General features: G+C 71.3%; 17 protein-coding genes. 12 read left to right on the plus strand and 5 right to left on the minus strand.

Annotated features, from left to right (window positions below):
- The first annotated feature begins 30 nt into the window (after positions 1–30).
- From HS041_RS02785 to HS041_RS02810, 6 genes are all read left to right on the plus strand, one after another.
- Positions 31–1,023 (plus strand): phosphotriesterase family protein, encoded by a 993-nt coding sequence (locus HS041_RS02785; RefSeq protein WP_196438949.1) that lies wholly within the window; start codon positions 31–33, stop codon positions 1,021–1,023.
- Between the two features lie 295 nt (positions 1,024–1,318).
- The gene (locus tag HS041_RS02790) at positions 1,319–1,714 is read left to right on the plus strand and encodes an isoamylase early set domain-containing protein (protein WP_196438950.1); all 396 of its coding nucleotides are present in this window, start codon (positions 1,319–1,321) and stop codon (positions 1,712–1,714) included.
- A 150-nt stretch (positions 1,715–1,864) separates the two neighbouring features.
- Entirely contained in the window at positions 1,865–2,926 is a 1,062-nt protein-coding gene (locus HS041_RS02795; protein ID WP_230878391.1) for a polysaccharide deacetylase family protein, read from the plus strand.
- Between the two features lie 19 nt (positions 2,927–2,945).
- Positions 2,946–3,845: a 1,4-dihydroxy-2-naphthoyl-CoA synthase gene (locus HS041_RS02800; RefSeq protein ID WP_230878645.1), complete on the plus strand. Its 900-nt coding sequence runs from the start codon at positions 2,946–2,948 to the stop codon at positions 3,843–3,845.
- A 91-nt stretch (positions 3,846–3,936) separates the two neighbouring features.
- The gene (locus HS041_RS02805) at positions 3,937–4,974 is read left to right on the plus strand and encodes a DUF2293 domain-containing protein (RefSeq protein WP_307845145.1); all 1,038 of its coding nucleotides are present in this window, start codon (positions 3,937–3,939) and stop codon (positions 4,972–4,974) included.
- Between the two features lie 133 nt (positions 4,975–5,107).
- On the plus strand, positions 5,108–5,482 hold the full coding sequence (locus HS041_RS02810; RefSeq protein ID WP_196438953.1) for an MmcQ/YjbR family DNA-binding protein: 375 nt from the start codon (positions 5,108–5,110) through the stop codon (positions 5,480–5,482).
- Positions 5,483–5,513: 31 nt separating this feature from the next.
- Here HS041_RS02810 and HS041_RS02815 read toward each other — a convergent pair whose 3' ends face one another.
- Positions 5,514–6,110 (minus strand): TetR/AcrR family transcriptional regulator, encoded by a 597-nt coding sequence (locus HS041_RS02815; protein ID WP_196438954.1) that lies wholly within the window; start codon positions 6,108–6,110, stop codon positions 5,514–5,516.
- A gap of 81 nt (positions 6,111–6,191) precedes the next feature.
- Between HS041_RS02815 and HS041_RS02820 the strand changes: the two genes are divergently transcribed.
- Positions 6,192–6,608: a VOC family protein gene (locus HS041_RS02820; RefSeq protein WP_196438955.1), complete on the plus strand. Its 417-nt coding sequence runs from the start codon at positions 6,192–6,194 to the stop codon at positions 6,606–6,608.
- Between the two features lie 201 nt (positions 6,609–6,809).
- Here HS041_RS02820 and HS041_RS02825 read toward each other — a convergent pair whose 3' ends face one another.
- Positions 6,810–7,463, minus strand: a complete 654-nt coding sequence (locus tag HS041_RS02825; RefSeq protein WP_307845146.1) for a MarR family winged helix-turn-helix transcriptional regulator — start codon at positions 7,461–7,463, stop codon at positions 6,810–6,812.
- A 72-nt stretch (positions 7,464–7,535) separates the two neighbouring features.
- Between HS041_RS02825 and HS041_RS02830 the strand changes: the two genes are divergently transcribed.
- The 3 genes from HS041_RS02830 to HS041_RS02840 all read left to right on the plus strand — a co-directional run bounded on the left by HS041_RS02830 (position 7,536) and on the right by HS041_RS02840 (position 10,890).
- The gene (locus HS041_RS02830) at positions 7,536–8,705 is read left to right on the plus strand and encodes a flavin-dependent oxidoreductase (RefSeq protein ID WP_196438956.1); all 1,170 of its coding nucleotides are present in this window, start codon (positions 7,536–7,538) and stop codon (positions 8,703–8,705) included.
- A 53-nt stretch (positions 8,706–8,758) separates the two neighbouring features.
- Positions 8,759–9,208: a DUF3237 domain-containing protein gene (locus HS041_RS02835; RefSeq protein WP_307845147.1), complete on the plus strand. Its 450-nt coding sequence runs from the start codon at positions 8,759–8,761 to the stop codon at positions 9,206–9,208.
- 74 nt (positions 9,209–9,282) lie between these two features.
- On the plus strand, positions 9,283–10,890 hold the full coding sequence (locus HS041_RS02840; protein ID WP_196438958.1) for a CocE/NonD family hydrolase: 1,608 nt from the start codon (positions 9,283–9,285) through the stop codon (positions 10,888–10,890).
- A 45-nt stretch (positions 10,891–10,935) separates the two neighbouring features.
- On the opposite strand, the gene HS041_RS02845 is transcribed toward HS041_RS02840, so the two are convergent.
- Positions 10,936–11,556, minus strand: a complete 621-nt coding sequence (locus HS041_RS02845; protein WP_196438959.1) for a LysE family translocator — start codon at positions 11,554–11,556, stop codon at positions 10,936–10,938.
- A 134-nt stretch (positions 11,557–11,690) separates the two neighbouring features.
- Between HS041_RS02845 and HS041_RS02850 the strand changes: the two genes are divergently transcribed.
- Entirely contained in the window at positions 11,691–12,416 is a 726-nt protein-coding gene (locus tag HS041_RS02850; RefSeq protein ID WP_230878392.1) for a helix-turn-helix transcriptional regulator, read from the plus strand.
- 99 nt (positions 12,417–12,515) lie between these two features.
- On the plus strand, positions 12,516–13,112 hold the full coding sequence (locus HS041_RS02855) for a hypothetical protein (RefSeq protein WP_196438960.1): 597 nt from the start codon (positions 12,516–12,518) through the stop codon (positions 13,110–13,112).
- A gap of 49 nt (positions 13,113–13,161) precedes the next feature.
- Here HS041_RS02855 and kynU read toward each other — a convergent pair whose 3' ends face one another.
- Both kynU and HS041_RS02865 read right to left on the minus strand, forming a co-directional pair.
- The gene (gene kynU, locus HS041_RS02860; protein WP_196438961.1) at positions 13,162–14,406 is read right to left on the minus strand and encodes a kynureninase; all 1,245 of its coding nucleotides are present in this window, start codon (positions 14,404–14,406) and stop codon (positions 13,162–13,164) included.
- Positions 14,407–14,443: 37 nt separating this feature from the next.
- A complete protein-coding gene (locus tag HS041_RS02865) occupies positions 14,444–15,451 on the minus strand; it encodes an amidohydrolase family protein (RefSeq protein ID WP_196438962.1) in 1,008 nt (335 codons plus the stop codon).
- Positions 15,452–15,453: the final 2 nt, after the last annotated feature.

Consider the following 15,453-nt stretch of genomic DNA (forward strand, 5'->3'; position numbering starts at 1 on the left):
CGGCCGGTTCGACGGAAGGAAGGCCCCTCGATGCCCCGGATCCACACCGCCCTCGGCCCCGTCGACACCGCCGAACTCGGCCGCACCTACATGCACGAGCACGTGTTCGTCCTCACCGCCGACGTGCAGCAGAACCATCCCGGCGAGTGGGGCGACGAGGACGAACGCGTCGCGGACGCGGTGGGCAGGCTCCGGGCCCTGGCCGCCCAGGGCGTGCGCACGATCGTCGACCCCACGGTCATCGGCCTGGGAAGGTACATCCCACGCATCCGGCGCATCGCCGAGCAGGTCCCGGAGCTCAACATCGTCGTCGCCACCGGCTGCTACACCTACGGCGACGTGCCGTTCTTCTTCCACCACCGGGGACCGGCGCTCAACGCCGCGCTCGGCACGGAAATCCCCGACCCCATGGTCGACATGTTCGTCGGGGACATCGTGGACGGCATCGCCGGCACCGGAGTGAAGGCCGCCTTCCTGAAGTGCGCCATCGACCGGGCCGGCATGACCGGAGGCGTCGAGCGGGTGATGCGGGCGGTCGCCAGGGCCCACCGGCGGACCGGCGCCCCGGTCACCGTGCACACCCATCCCGGCAGCCGGACGGGGCTGGAGGTCAGGCGGGTGCTCTGCGAGGAGGAGGGCGTCGACCCCGGCCGCGTCGTGCTCGGGCACAGCGGTGACACCACCGACGCCGACCACCTCACCGAGCTCGCCGAGGCCGGTTTCATCCTCGGCATGGACCGCTTCGGCATCAACCTCGACACCACCTTCGAGGCCCGCGCCGACATCGTCGTCGAGATGTGCCGGCGCGGCTTCGCCGGGCAGATGGTGCTCTCGCAGGACGCCTCCTGCTACATCGACTGGGTCGACCCGGCCGTCATGGCCTTCCTGCCGCAGTGGCACTATCTGCACATCGAACAGGATGTGCTGCCCTACCTCCGCGAGCACGGAGTCACCGAGCAGCAGATCACCACCATGCTCGTCGACGTCCCCCGCCGCTACTTCGACACCACCGGCCCGTACTGAACTCCGGTCCGCGTCGAGCAGAGATCCGCCGAGAAGTCCGGATAGCGGCACGCTGACGTAAATCCTGTCCAACGGCCAGTGTGTCCCGGTCACCGGCCGGGGACCAGGACTGAAGATTCTCATGGTCCGCACCGGCATTCGGATGTCATGGATTCCGGCCTTCCGCGATCGGCGCGGGAGTCCTCTCCACTGACCGGCGGGAAGGCGCGCAGCCGGGGTCAGGGACACCCCGTAGGCGCCCCTCGCCGAGGTGGCGGCCACGAGGCAATCAGGCAACGAGTTCAGGAGGACCTCAGTGATCAAGCGCGCCAAGCCCACCAAGAACGGCCAGGTCAAGATCACCTTCACCGTGCCGGCGGACCGCGTCTCCGGCGGAGTCTCCCTGGTCGGCGACTTCAACGGCTGGGACCCCTACGCCCACCCGATGCAGCCGAAGGACGACGGCATCTACCAGGTGACCGTCACCCTCCCCGCCGATCGGGGCATCTGCTTCCGCTATCTCGCCGACGGCGGCCTGTGGTTCGACGACGACGACGCCGACCGCCACGACCAGCACGGCGGATACCTCGACGCCGCCGAGGCGAAGGCGCCGCGGCCCCAGGCCGTCAAAGCCCCCGCCAAGGCGCCCGCCCGGCGCGTCCCGGGGAAGCAGCCGCTCGTCTCCTCCGTCCCCGCCCTCGCCACGCCGTAGCACCCGGTACGGCTCCGCCCGGCGCTCTTCGCCTGCCACGTCGTCCTTCCCGGGCCCGCGGTTTCCTACGAAGTCTTTGCCCGACGCCGAGATGAACCCGCGGGCCCGCCGGGGAGAAGCTGCGTATTGTCAGTGAGCTGGGGAGACGCGATGAGCCGTCTGAGGATCAGCAGGACCGGCGTGGCGGTCGTGGCGGCAGGGGCCGCCCTGACCGCATGCATGCCGTGGCAGAGCGAACCTGAGGACAAAAAGGTCACGGCCGCCGCCAAGGCGTCGGCGGCCGCGGCGGAGAAGGCGACCGCACTGAAGGCCAGGAAGGCCAGGGCGGCCAAGGCCAAGGCCAACGAGCTGGGCCAGATTCCCGTCCTGATGTACCACCGGGTGATCGAGAAACCGACGAACACGGATGACCGCACCCCCAAGCAGTTCCGCACGGAGCTGGAGCGGCTGGCCAAGGAGGGCTACGTCCCGATCACGGCGGCCGAGTACGTCACCGGGAAGATCGGTATCCCGGAGGGACGCCACCCGGTCGTCCTCACCTTCGACGACTCGTCACCGTCGCAGCTCACCTTGGACGGGTCGGGCATGCCGGCGCCGGACACCGCCATCGGCATCCTGCAGGACGTCGCCAAGAACAACCCGGGGTTCCGCCCGGTGGCCACCTTCTACGTGACGCGCGACATGTTCGGCAAGGCCACGCCCGAGGAGCAGACGCAGATGCTGATGTGGCTCCACGAGAACGGCTTCGACATCGGCAACCACACCAAGAACCACGAGAACCTGCTCGGCAAGCCGAAGAAGCAGGTGCACGACGAGATCGCCGCGGGGCACCGGCTCATCACCGACCTGATCCCCGCCAAGCCGGTGACGCTGGCGCTGCCGTACGGCAACCAGCCGAGCACCAAGGAGTGGGGCCGCAAGGGCGCGTCGGGGAAGGTCTCCTACGACTACGGCGGGGTGTTCCTCGCCGGGTACACGCCCGGGGCCTCGCCGTTCAACAAGGACTTCGACCCGCTCGGCATCCCGCGGATCCGGTCGATGGACAAGAAGGGCGACTGCGTCAAGTTCTGCTCCACCGCCTGGCTCGACTGGCTGGAGAAGAACCCCGGCGAGCGCTTCACCTCGGACGGCGACGTCAGGACGGTCGCCTACCCGAAGTTCAAGGCCCCCTTCATGGCCAAGCGTTTCACCGGCTACGCCGTCGCCTACTAATCTGTCCCGGATGACAGGCATGATCTCTGAGCTGTTCGACCCGGCGGCGTGGCGTGAGGTCGAGGGATTCGACTTCACCGACATCACCTACCACCGCGCAGTGGACCACGGGACGGTGCGCATCGCGTTCAACCGGCCCGAGGTCCGCAACGCGTTCCGGCCGTCGACGGTGGACGAGCTCTACCGCGCGCTCGACCACGCCCGGATGAGCAGCGACGTGGGCTGCGTGCTCCTCACCGGCAACGGTCCCTCGCCGAAGGACGGCGGGTGGGCGTTCTGCTCCGGCGGCGACCAGCGCATCCGGGGGCGCGACGGCTACAGGTACGCCGCCGGGGAGACCGCCGAGAGCGTCGACCCGGCGCGCGCGGGCCGCCTGCACATCCTGGAGGTCCAGCGGCTCATCCGGTTCATGCCGAAGGTCGTGATCTGCGTGGTGCCGGGCTGGGCGGCGGGCGGCGGGCACAGCCTGCACGTGGTGGCCGACCTGACGCTCGCCAGCCGCGAGCACGCCCGGTTCAAGCAGACCGACGCCGACGTGGCCAGCTTCGACGGCGGGTACGGCTCCGCCTACCTCGCCCGCCAGGTGGGCCAGAAGTTCGCCCGCGAGATCTTCTTCCTCGGCGACACCTACAGCGCCGAGGACGCCCACCGGATGGGCATGGTCAACGCCGTGGTGCCGCACGCGGAGCTGGAGAAGACCGCGCTGGAGTGGGCCAGGAAGGTCAACGGCAAGAGCCCGATGGCCCAGCGCATGCTGAAGTACTCCTTCAACCTGGTCGACGACGGCCTCGTCGGCCAGCAGCTCTTCGCGGGTGAGACCACCCGCCTGGCCTACATGACCGACGAGGCGGTCGAGGGCCGCGACTCGTTCCTGGAGAAGCGGGATCCCGACTGGAGCCCCTTCCCGTGGTACTTCTGACCTGCCGCGGCTGACCCGCCACAGCAGCCTGGCAGCGTCCCTTCGGCGCATGCCGTCCTCGCCCGCCGCGAGGATGCGGCAAGCTGGGGCGGTGGCGAAGCTTGACCGGCGGGTCGTGGAGGCGGCGGAGGCCGCCCTCGCGCAGCGGAAGTTCGTGACCGCGATCGACGTGCTCACCGGCGTGCGCTGGCTGCACGCCCGGCACGTGGACACCTGGCGGCAGGGCCGGGCGGCCGCGCTGGAGCAGCTCGCGGCCGTGGACGGCGCAAAGATGACCGACGCGGTGGCGATCCTGCGGCGGTGGGCCGAGGAGCGGGGGCTCACGCCCAGCGAGACCCCCTACCTCTCGGCTGCCCGCGACCGGGGCCCGCTCCGCTTCCTCTCGCAGGGAGACGACACCGCCTTCCGGGTGCACTGGATCTCCCCGGAGATGAGCGAGGCGCGGCGCAGGCGGCTCGCCGAACGGCAGAGCAAGGCGCCCGACCTGACGGTGGTCGAGCCGCTCACGGCGTGGGAGTGCGCGGACTGCCGCGGGACCGGCCCCTACCTGATCATGGAGGACGGTGATCCCCGCTGCCTGACCTGCGCGGACCTGGACCACCTGGTCCTCCTCCCCGCGGGCAACGCGGCGCTCAGCCGCCGGGCGAAGAAGGAGAGCGGGCTGGCCGCCGTGGTGGTCCGCTTCAACCCCCGGCGCAAGCGGTACGAACGCCTGGGGATCCTGGTGGAGGAGGCCGCGCTGGCGCTGGCCGAGGAGCAGTGCCTGGCCGACGAGGAGGTACGGCTGCGCCGCCGCGAGCGCGACCGGGAACGGCGGGCCGATGAGGATGTGCGGTTCCAGGCCGGGATGGCCGGGGAGATCCTCCGGATGTTCCCCGGCTGCCCGCCCGAGCGGGCCGGGGAGATCGCCCGGCATGCCGGGGAGCGGGGCAGCGGCCGGGTGGGGCGTACGGCCGCCGCCCGGGTCCTCGACGAGAACGCCGTCACACTCGCCGTGATCGCCTCGGTGCGGCACCTCGACACCGACTACGACCGGCTGCTGATGGCGGGCGTGCCCCGGGCCGAGGCCCGGGACCGGATCCGGTCCGCCGTCGACCGGGTGCTCGCCGGCTGGCGGCGCTCCGGCTGACCCAGACCGCCCGGTCGACCGGCCGCGATGACGCCGGGCTCCGGATCCGTGGAGGACGCGGGGAGCTCACCGGGATCCGCGGGGTTCTGCGAGGATCCGGGAAACTGTCGGACCCCGTCCCCACAATGGGCCCATGGAGAAGTGGCGTGAGATTCGCGAGACGCTGCGGGAGTTCGCCCTGCGGTTCCCCGAGGCCTACGAGGACCACCCCTGGGGCGAGACGGTCGTCAAGGTCAACAAGAAGATCTTCGTCTTCCTCGGAGTCGAGGAGCCGACCGAGAAGTGGAGTCCCACGGTCGGGGTGAAGCTCCCGGAGTCGTCCGGTCACGCGCTGGCCGTGGAAGGTGTCACGCCCTCGGGATACGGCCTCGGCAAGGCGGGGTGGGTGACGATCCCGCTGACGGGCGCGCTGCCGGAGACCGAGGTGCTGCTCGACTGGGTCGAGGAGAGTTACCGGGCGGTGGCCCCGAAGAAGCTCGTCGCCAAGCTCGACCTCTCCGAGGGCTGACCCGCCCGGCCGGTCTTCGGAGTCGCGCAGGTCAGCCGGTTCGGAGCGCCTCCAGCATCCGGCCCAGCGCGGCTCTGGTGGAGGCCAGGTCCTCGGGGCCGGTCACGGAGGACGCCAGCCAGAGAGCCGCCTCGTTCATCGCCCCCGACAGCAGGTGGACCAGCGGTGCGACCGGCTGCGGGGCTACGATCCCCGCGTCGACGAGGGCGGCCAGCTCGTCGGCGAGGTGCCGGGTCGAGTTGGCCTCGTCCATCGCCCGCCACTGGCTCCATCCCAGTACGGCGGGCCCTTCGACGAGCATGATCCGCTGGATCTCCGGATCGGCCGTCGCGGTGAGGAATTCCTGGCAACCGGCGGTCAGCCGGACCCAAGGATCGTCGTGGGCGTCGGCGGCCGCGGCCACGCGCCGGCCCACCTCCTGCTGCGACTCCTCCAGGACGGCGCGGAACAGGTCGGCCTTGCCGGTGAAGTGGTGGTACAGCGCGCCCTTGGTCACCCCCGCGGCCCGGACGATCTCCGCCAGGCCCACCGCACCGTAACCGCGCTCCGCGAACAGGCGCCTGCCCTCCCGCAGCAGAGTATGCCGGGTCCGCTCCCGCCGCTGTGCGCGGACTCCGTCTTCCCGCATCGCGTCCCTTCCCATTGACATACCAGTGGTACGTGAATAACGTCCTTCGCATACCAATGGTATGTGAAATGGAGTTCAGGCATGAAGTTGACCGGCTTCTATCCGGTGATCTGCACGGCGAGGCTGCAGGAGTCCCACGACTTCTACACTCGGCTGCTGGGTTTCGAGACGACGTTCGAGGCCGACTGGTACGTCAGCCTGCGGCGGCAGGGGAATCCCGGCTACGAGCTCGCCCTCCTCGACCCCACCCACCCGACGGTTCCGGAGGGCCGCGGGACTCCCGCGCAGGGCCTGCTGCTCAACTTCGAGGTGGAGGACGTGGACGCGGAATGGGACCGGCTCGTCGTCGGCGAAGGGCTGCGCCCCGTCCTCGGACTGCGCAGCGAGGACTTCGGGCAGCGGCACTTCATCGTGGCCGACCCCGGCGGAGTCCTGATCGACGTCATCACGCCCATCGCCCCCGCCGAGGAGTACGCCGGGCAGTACGTCGGCCGGTGACGCCGATCGCCGCCTTTCGTGAGGAGTCCGGCCCGCGCCAGCAGTCCTAGGGTGCTTTGACCCGGCGGCCGTCGCATGACCGTGCGGGCGCGGGGGAAGGCGCGCGAGGTGACGGGCCCCGGCGCGCCGGCGCACATCACCACCGCGCCGGTCGGAGACCGCGGACCGGTGACAATCCAAACGGCTATGAGGACCGCGGCATCAGGGGGCGTCGTCCGGGCGGGCGGCGAGGATGCGGGTGAGCAGGCCCGTGAGGCCGGCCCGTTCCTCCGCCTCCAGCGGTGAGAACCACTCCCGTTCCCTGCGAGTCTGCTCGGCGAACGCCTCACGGACGGCCGTCTCGCCCCTGGCGGTCAGCGCGATCTCCACCGCGCGCCTGTCGTCGGGCACGGGACGCCGCTCGACGAGGCCGTCACGTTCCAGGGTGTTGACCGCGTTGGTCATCGCCGAGCGGGACATGGTGGAGATCTCGGCGAGCCTGGCCGGCTGGGTCGGGCCGAGCAGCCAGAGCTTGAACATCAGGCGGAAGCCGGCGAGCGTCCAGCCGCGCGGGCGGTGGATGCGCGTCTCCAGGTCCGTGACGAGCAGGTAGGCCAGCTGGAGCAGGCTGTAGGCCAGCTCGAAGGCCTCCGGGTCGGCCGGCGGCGGCATGGCGGCCAGCCGCTCCCGGGCGTACGCGGCGTACCGGAGGTCCGGCCTGTCCCCCGTCCGCGCCTCCCCCGTCCGCGTCTCCCCTGCCCCCGCCCTCTCCGTCCGCGTGCCCCCCGCGCCCACGGCCGCCGGGCCCGACGGCCCACCCCCGGCCCGTGCGTGCGGGCCTCCGTCCGGCGGCTCCACCGCTTCCGCTGATTCCACCGGGCAAGTCTTGCGCAGAGGACCTCGCCGCGTGGATATTGTTATGGCCATAACAATCCGAAGGAGGCCTCCGTGCGCATCGTCATCGCAGGTGGCGGCATCGGCGGACTGGCCGCCGCGCTCAGCCTGCACGCCGCCGGGTTCGGGGATGTGACCGTCCACGAGGCCGCGCAGGAGATCCGCCCGCTGGGCGTGGGCATCAACCTGCTGCCCCACGCGGTGCGGGAGCTGACCGAGCTCGGCCTCGCCGACCGGCTGGCGGGGATCGGCGTGGCCACGGCCGAGCTGGCCTACTTCAACCGGTACGGCGCGGCCATCTGGTCCGAACCCCGGGGCTTGGACGCGGGTTACGCCTGGCCGCAGTACTCCGTGCACCGGGGACGGCTGCAGATGCTGCTGCTGGAGGCCGTGGCCGAGCGGCTCGGCCCGCAGGCCGTACGGACCGGGAGCAGGATCACCGGCCCGGGGGACGAGGACCTGCTGATCGGCGCGGACGGGATCCACTCGGCGGTCCGGGCCCGCCTGTTCCCCGGAGAGGGGCCGCCGCCGTGGAACGGACTGGTCCTGTGGCGCGGCATGACCTACGGCGAGCCCTTCCTGACCGGGCGATCCATGATCATGGCCGGGGACGGCACGCAGAAGTTCGTGGCCTACCCGATCGAGACGGGCGGGCGCACGCTGATCAACTGGATCGCCGAGCGTCCCCTGGACCGCGAGGCCCCGGACCGGGGCGACTGGAACCGCCCGGCGGATCTGGCCGAAATCGGCCGGCACTTCGCGGACTGGCGCTTCGACTGGCTGGACGTGCCCCGGATCATCGCCGGAGCCGAGACCGCCTACGAATACCCCATGGTCGACCGCGACCCCCTGCCGCGCTGGACCTTCGGCGATGTCACGCTGCTGGGCGACGCGGCCCACGCGATGTACCCGATCGGCTCCAACGGCGCCTCCCAGGCGATCATCGACGCCCGCGTGCTGGCCCACGCGCTCGCCCGCGGCGACCTGGCGGCCTACGAGGCGCTGCGGCGTCCGGCCACGACCGCCCTGCAACTGGCGAACCGGCAGATGGGACCGGAGGTCGTGATGAAGCTCGCCCACGAGCGCGCGCCGGACGGGTTCGACGACATCGAGCAGGTCATCCCCCACGCGGAGCGCGCCGAGATCGCCGCCTCCTACAAGCGCACCGCGGGGTTCGACCCGGCCTCGCTCAACGAGCACCCGTCCTGGAGCGTCACGCGATGAGACCCGATCCGTCCCCGGAACCGTCCCCCGGATCGGGCCGGAGCGCCGCCCCCGTGAACCTCGAACCGCTCGCCACCTTCCACGTGGAACTCGACCCGATCCTCGACCTGGGGGACTCGCAGTGGGGCCGCCGCCGGGTGATCAACATCGTGGGCGGTTCGTTCGAGGGCCCCCGGCTGTCCGGCGCCGTCCTGCCCGGCGGGGCCGACTGGCAGGTCGTGCACCCCGACGGCATGGCCAGCATCGACACCCGCTACACGCTGCGCACCCACGACGGCGCCCACCTCTACATCTCCACCACCGGGGTACGGCACGGCTCCCGGGAGGTCCTCGACCGCCTGGCCCGGGGGGAACCGGTGGACCCGGCGGAGTACTACTTCCGGCTGTTCTGCCGCTTCGAGACCGGCGACGACCGCTACCTGTGGCTCAACCGGACCCTCGCCGTGGCCTCCGGGGCCCGCACCGCCGACGCCGTCCGCTACGACGCCTACACCCTCACCTGATCAGCCCACACCCGTCCGACCGACCCCGCATCCCAGCGCCCTCGTTCCGCCCCCCTCCCCCTGAGGAACCCGCGATGCCGAAGCTGAACCGCTCCCCGCTGCCCCTCACCGCCGAGCACGACGCCCCCATGACCATGCGGGACGGCACGGTCCTGCGCGGTGATCTCTACCGACCGGCGGAGGGCGGGCCGTTCCCCACACTGCTGGTCCGCACGCCGTACGGCGAACCCACGTTCCGGATGATCCCGAAGATCCCCGCGCTGGAGGCCGGGTTCGCGGTCGTGCTCCAGCACTGCCGGGGACGCGGCAGCAGTGACGGCGAGTTCCGGCCGTGGCTGGACGAGGGCCCCGACGGCCACGACACCATCGCCTGGATCACCGCGCAGCCGTGGTCGAACGGCGAGGTCGTGATGAGCGGCATGTCCTACCTGGCGGGATGCGCGCTCCAGGCGGCGGCGACGCGCCCGCCGGGGCTGAAGGCGGTGGTCGCCTCGATGACCCCGCACGACTTCCACGACGGCCTGAAGTACCACGGCGGGGCGTTCGCGCTGGGCTCGGCCCTGGGCTGGGGCGCGGCGCAGGCGCTGCTCGGGCTGCTGCACGGCATGGAGGCCGGTGAGGACGCCGCGAAGACGGGCGCAGGGTTCGGCGCGCTCCTGCCCGTGCTGGGCGACCAGGCCACCGCGGCCCGCACCCTCCCGACGGGCGACATCCCCGGCATCCCGTGGTGGCGCGACTGGACCTCGCACCCGGAGCGCGACGCGTACTGGCAGGAACTCGCCGAGACCCTGCGGCACGACCGGATCGAGGTACCGGTCATGCACGTCGCGGGCTGGTTCGACCTGTTCCTGGCCGGGACGCTGGAGAACCACCGCCGCCTGGGCGGCCCGCTGGTCATCGGCCCCTGGTCCCACCTGGCACCGGGCGCCTCGGGCACCGGGCGGCTGGACTTCGGGTTCTCCGCCTCGGCGCAGGCGATCCGGCTGGAGAACCGGCAGCTGGCCTTCCTGAAGGGTGAGGACACCGGCCCCGCCGTGAAGATCTTCGTGATGGGCGACAACGTCTGGCGGGACGAGGAGGCCTGGCCGCCGGCCCGCGCGGTGGAGACCCGCTACCACTTCCACTCCGACGGCCTGCTGTCGCCCGCCGCCCCCGCGGCCACGGCTCCGTGCACGTTCACCTTCGATCCCCGCGACCCCGTCCCGACGGTCGGCGGCCCGCTCCTGCTGCCCGACCCCACCAACGTCGGGCCCCAGGACCAGCGTGACGTCGAGCTCCGCTCGGACGTGCTCTGCTTCACCACCGACGTCCTCACCGAGGACATCGAGGTCACCGGGCCGGTGGCCGTGACACTGCACGCCTCCACCTCGGCGGCGGGCACCGACTGGACCGCGAAGCTGGTCGACGTGTATCCCGACGGCCGGGCCATGAGCGTGATCGACGGCATCGTCCGGGCCTCGGCGCCGTCCGGGGTCCACGAGATCGACCTCGTCGCCACCAGTCAGGTCTTCAAGGCCGGTCACCGCATCCGCGTCGAGATCTCCAGCTCCAACTTCCCCCGCTTCGACCGCAACCCCGGCACCGGCGGCCCCTGCGCCGGGGCGACCGAGGCGGACCTGGTGGTGCAGCACCAGACCGTCTTCCCCGGCTCCTTCATCACCCTTCCGGTCATCCCCCGCTGAGAGGGCGGACGCGCGGGACCCGCCGGGGCGGGCAGGTCCCGCGGATCAGGGCTGCTGCCAGGCCAGGCGGACGGCGAAGCCGACCAGGAGCAGCCCGGTGACCTGCTCGATCCGGGCCCGGATCCGGGGCGTGCGGAGCAGCGCGCCGATCCGGGCCACGACCACGTTGTAGAAGCTGAACCAGAGGACGTACAGCCCCGCGAAGATCGCCGACAGCAGGAGTGCCCGGCCCAGGGTGTTGCCGTGGGTGGGCAGGAACTGCGGCAGGAACGTCACGAAGAAGAGCGCGACCTTGGGGTTGAGCACGTTCGACAGCAGGCCGTTGCGGATGTGCTGGAGCGGGGAGCGCCGCTCCGGCGGGACGTCGGGGGCCGCGACGGCGGCGGCCGTACGGCGGCTGGCCCGCAACGACTGCACGCCGAGCCAGAGGAGGTAGACCACACCCGCGACCTTCAGCGCGGTGAAGGCGGTCGCGGAGGTCAGCAGCAGGGCCGAGAGCCCGACGGCGGCGGCGGTGGCGTGCACGGCGAGGCCGATCAGGCCGCCGAGCATGGTCAGCAGGCCGGCGGTACGGCCGAAGGCGAGGGCGTTGCGGGTGATCAGGGCCTGGTCGGGCCCGGGAATCATGATCATTACAAACGCCGTGACCGCGAAGGTCGTCAGCATGGAACGGGGGTCTCCCTGAACGCGTGGTGAAACATGTGCCTTGTGGGCGCGTTCATCCTATTCATCCGAATACCCAGGAATTCACCCGGCCTAGGAAAATCAACGGGAATGTTCTCCGGCCACGAAGGAGGCGTATGGACGAGAACGTGTCACTGGCCCGGCTTACCCACCGTCTGGAGGAGGTGGTGGGCGAGCTACGCGGCATCCCCGTCGACATCGAGCGACTGGAGGACGGCGAACTCATCCTGCGGCAGGTCGCCCACGCCCTCCGCACCTCCGTCGAACTGTGCGCCATGTACCCGGTGAGCACGCCGGAGGTGGGCCAGGAGGGCCGGAGAAACATGCCCGACCTCCTCGGCGCCCTGCGACGCGGCATGCGGATGCGACTGATCGTCCACACGAGCATGATGGACGACCCGCTCAAGGCGGGCCGGATCAGGGAGATGCAGGCCGCTGGCGCCCTGTACCGGGTCACCGACGAGCCGGTCCAGCAGATGCTCGTCTTCGACCGCTCCGTGGTGTTCACTCAGATCACCCCCGTCGCCCACACACCGGGCGCCCTCGTCATCAGGCAGCAGAGTCTGATAGCCGCCTTCATCGACCTGTTCGAGAAGACCTGGGCCAGGAGCAGGGAGGCCACCGAAACCGCGTACCGGCTGACCCCGCGCGAGCGCGAGGTCCTCGCCCTGATCGCCGAGGGGCGTTCCAACAGCGCCGTCGCCCGTGCCCTGTCCATCACGGAGGCGGCCGTCGGCAAACACGTCGCCGGCGTGTTCACCAAACTCGGACTCCCCAGCACCGAGGACGACAACCGGCGGGTGCTCGCGGTACTGGCCTATCTGCGCGGCTCGGTGCAGTAGCGGCGCGGGGGTAGGGGTAGGGGTAGGCCTACCCCATCCTCGCCCCAGCCTCCATGCGGACGGGATCCGGTACGGACTTCAATGGACGCCATGCAACGCATGACTGGATTACTGGTCGGCGCGGTCTTCGGCGCGGTCTTCGTCGTCATCAACGCGCAGAGCCCGCTGAACACCCTGACCGCCGACTTCCTGCGGGTGACCGCCTGCCTGGCGGCCGCGAGCGTCCTCGCCATGTGGTTCCTCGCCGTCCGGAGGGAACGATCCGCCGGAAAGCCCGCCGCGATACCCACTGAGACCGCCCAGCCCGCCACGACCGCCCAGCCCGGCACGCCGGGCATGTACGGCCGCGGCTACCTGATCATCCTCGTCGCCGAGGTGATCCTGCTCTACGGCGGACTCCAGGTGCTGGCCGCCTGGGAACGTCCCGAGCAGGCCAACGTCGCCTGGATCGCCCTCGTGGTCGGCGTGCACTTCATCGCGCTGGCGCCCGTGTGGAAGGACTGGATGATCGCCGTGCCCGGCACGGTCCTGTCCCTGCTCGGCGTCGCCGGGCTCGTCATGGTGTCCACCGGCGCCCTGGACTGGGTGCCGTTCGTCAGCGGAGTGCTCTCCGGGGTGGTGCTCCTGGCCGGGTGCGTCACCTTCGGCTGGCGCGTCATGACGGCCACCCGGGCTCAGGCCGCCCAGACGGCCTGAGCCCGGGGCCCCGGCCCTCACCGTCACCTGAGAGCACCCGCAGCCGCCCTCAGGTGACGGTGAGGCGCTGCCGGTACCGCTCTTCGCGCCAGTGCTCCTTCTCCAGCACCTCCGCCAGCGTGACCGCCGCGTCGTAGACGTCGGCGAAGCGGATGTAGAGCGGGGCGAAGCCGAAGCGCAGGATGTCCGGGGCGCGGAAGTCGCCGTGCACGCCCCGGTCGATCAGGGCGCGCATCACCGGGTAGCCGTCGGGGTGGGTGAAGCTGACCTGGCTCCCGCGCCGCTCGGGGTCACGGGAGGAGGCGAGCGTGAGGCCGTACGGCGCGCAGAGCTCCTCGGCCAGGTCGATGAAGAGAGAGGTCAGCGCCACGCTCTTGGCCCGCAGCACCGACAGGTCCACCCGCTCCCAGATGTCCAGCGAGGCGTTGAGCGCGGCGAAGGAGAGGACGTGCGGGGTGCTCACGGTGAAGCGCCGGATGCCGTCGGCCGGGCGGTAGCCGGGCTCGAACGCGAACGGCGCGGCGTGACCGTGCCAGCCGGTCAGCAGGTGCTCGGTCGCGTTCTGGTGGCGCGGATGGACGTAGATGAACGCCGGGGAGCCGGGGCCGCCGTTGAGGTACTTGTAGGTGCAGCCGACCGCGAAGTCCGCCGGGGACATGTCGACCTGGTAGGCGCCCGCGCTGTGGCAGAGGTCCCAGATCATCAGGGCCCCGGCCGCCTGCACCCGCGCGGTCACCCCGGCGGTGTCATGGCGGTCGCCGGTGCGGTAGTCGACCTCGGACAGCAGCACGCAGGCGACATCGCCGTCAGCGCCGTCTCCCAGCGCCTCGTCGAGGCCGTCGGTGCCGTTCACGTCGCGGATCTCGTAGTCGCCCAGCGCCTTGACCAGCCCCTGGACCATGTAGCGGTCGGTCGGGAAGTTCGCCAGGTCGGAGATGATCACCCGGCGGCCGGGGCGCAGGTTCAGCGCCGCCGAGACCGCCTTGACGATCGCGATGGAGGTGCTCTCGCCCACCACGACCTGGCCCGGCCCCGCGCCGATCAGCGGGGCGACCCGGTCGCCCGTGGTCTCCGGCAGGTCGAACCAGCCCGCGGTGTTCCATCCGCCGACCAGGCGTCCGGCCCACTCCTCCTCGACGACCCTGGCGAGCGCGGCCGAGGCGGCCTTGGGCGGGGCGCCCAGCGAGTTGCCGACGAGGTAGATCGTCCCTTCGGGGAGGACGAACTCGTCCCTGAAGTGCTTGAGAGGGTCGGCGGCGTCGAGCGCGACGCAGTCCGCACGGCTGATTGTCACGAGTCGTCTCCGGAGTAGGTCCTTACCGATGACTCAATCATCGGGCATGGGCGACGGGCGGGGCCTCACCGGGTGTGCGGCCGAGGAACCGCGCGGCGTTGCCGCCGAGCAGCTTGGCGCGGGCCGTACCGGAGAGGAACCCCGCCCCCCTGACCAGCGCGCCGACCGGTGACTCGCCCAGCGGGTAGGGGAAGTCGGAGCCGAGCATGACCCGGTCCTCACCCATCGTCTCCACCAGCAGCCGCAGCGCCCGCTCGTCGAACACCACCGAGTCGACGCCGAACCGCTCCACGTAGCGCGACGGCGGCAGCTCGGAGACGCCGACCAGGTCGCTCCTGCGGTGCCAGGCGTTCTCGAACCGGCCCAGCCAGAAGGCGAACGAGCCGCCGCCGTGCGCGAAGCAGATCCGCAGCGACTCCGGCACCCGGTCGAAGACGCCGCCGAGGATCATCGCCAGCACCGACAGGTGGGTCTCGGCGGGCATGCCGACCAGCCACTGCGCCATCCAGCGCTCCAGGCGGGGACCGCCCGGCATGTCCCACGGATGGACGAAGACGGGCGCGCCCACGGCGGCGCAGTGCTGGAGGAACTGCACGACGCCCGCGTCGTCGAGGTCGCGGTCCCCGACGTGGTTGCCGATCTCGACGCCCGCATGCCCGGAGGCCAGGCAGCGGTCCAGCTCGGCGCAGGCCAGATCGGGATCCTGGAGCGGCACCTGGCAGAACGGGACCAGCCGCTCGTCCGCGCAGATCTCCAGGGCCAGGTCGTTGAAGATCTTCGACACCTGTACGGCCTGCGCCGCCGGGCGCTCGTAGGAGAAGAACACCGGGGTCGGCGAGACCACCTGCACGTCCACCCCGTCGGCGTCCATGGCCTCGATGCGGCGGGCCGGGTTCCAGCAGCCGTCCTGGATCCGGCGGAACTCCCGGTCGCCGAGGAGGATCATGGCCTCGCGCTCGGACTCCACCCGGAGCCGGGGGGCACCCGCCCACCCGAGCTCCGGCCAGCCCTTCGGGACGTGGTGGGTGTGCACGTCGACGATCAAGT

Origin of the sequence: Planomonospora sp. ID67723, from assembly GCF_015711605.1 — a bacterium.
In the GTDB taxonomy this organism is placed as follows: Bacteria; Actinomycetota; Actinomycetes; order Streptosporangiales; family Streptosporangiaceae; genus Planomonospora_A.

Coding starts and splice junctions, on each gene's coding strand:
- HS041_RS02840 (WP_196438958.1), top strand. CDS start 9,283: ATGCCGAAGCTGAACCGCTCCCCGCTGCCCCTCACCGCCGAGCACGAC.
- HS041_RS02795 (WP_230878391.1), top strand. CDS start 1,865: ATGAGCCGTCTGAGGATCAGCAGGACCGGCGTGGCGGTCGTGGCGGCA.
- HS041_RS02810 (WP_196438953.1), top strand. CDS start 5,108: ATGGAGAAGTGGCGTGAGATTCGCGAGACGCTGCGGGAGTTCGCCCTG.
- HS041_RS02785 (WP_196438949.1), top strand. CDS start 31: ATGCCCCGGATCCACACCGCCCTCGGCCCCGTCGACACCGCCGAACTC.
- HS041_RS02815 (WP_196438954.1), bottom strand. CDS start 6,110: ATGCGGGAAGACGGAGTCCGCGCACAGCGGCGGGAGCGGACCCGGCAT.
- HS041_RS02820 (WP_196438955.1), top strand. CDS start 6,192: ATGAAGTTGACCGGCTTCTATCCGGTGATCTGCACGGCGAGGCTGCAG.
- HS041_RS02850 (WP_230878392.1), top strand. CDS start 11,691: ATGGACGAGAACGTGTCACTGGCCCGGCTTACCCACCGTCTGGAGGAG.
- HS041_RS02800 (WP_230878645.1), top strand. CDS start 2,946: ATGATCTCTGAGCTGTTCGACCCGGCGGCGTGGCGTGAGGTCGAGGGA.
- HS041_RS02855 (WP_196438960.1), top strand. CDS start 12,516: ATGACTGGATTACTGGTCGGCGCGGTCTTCGGCGCGGTCTTCGTCGTC.
- HS041_RS02845 (WP_196438959.1), bottom strand. CDS start 11,556: ATGCTGACGACCTTCGCGGTCACGGCGTTTGTAATGATCATGATTCCC.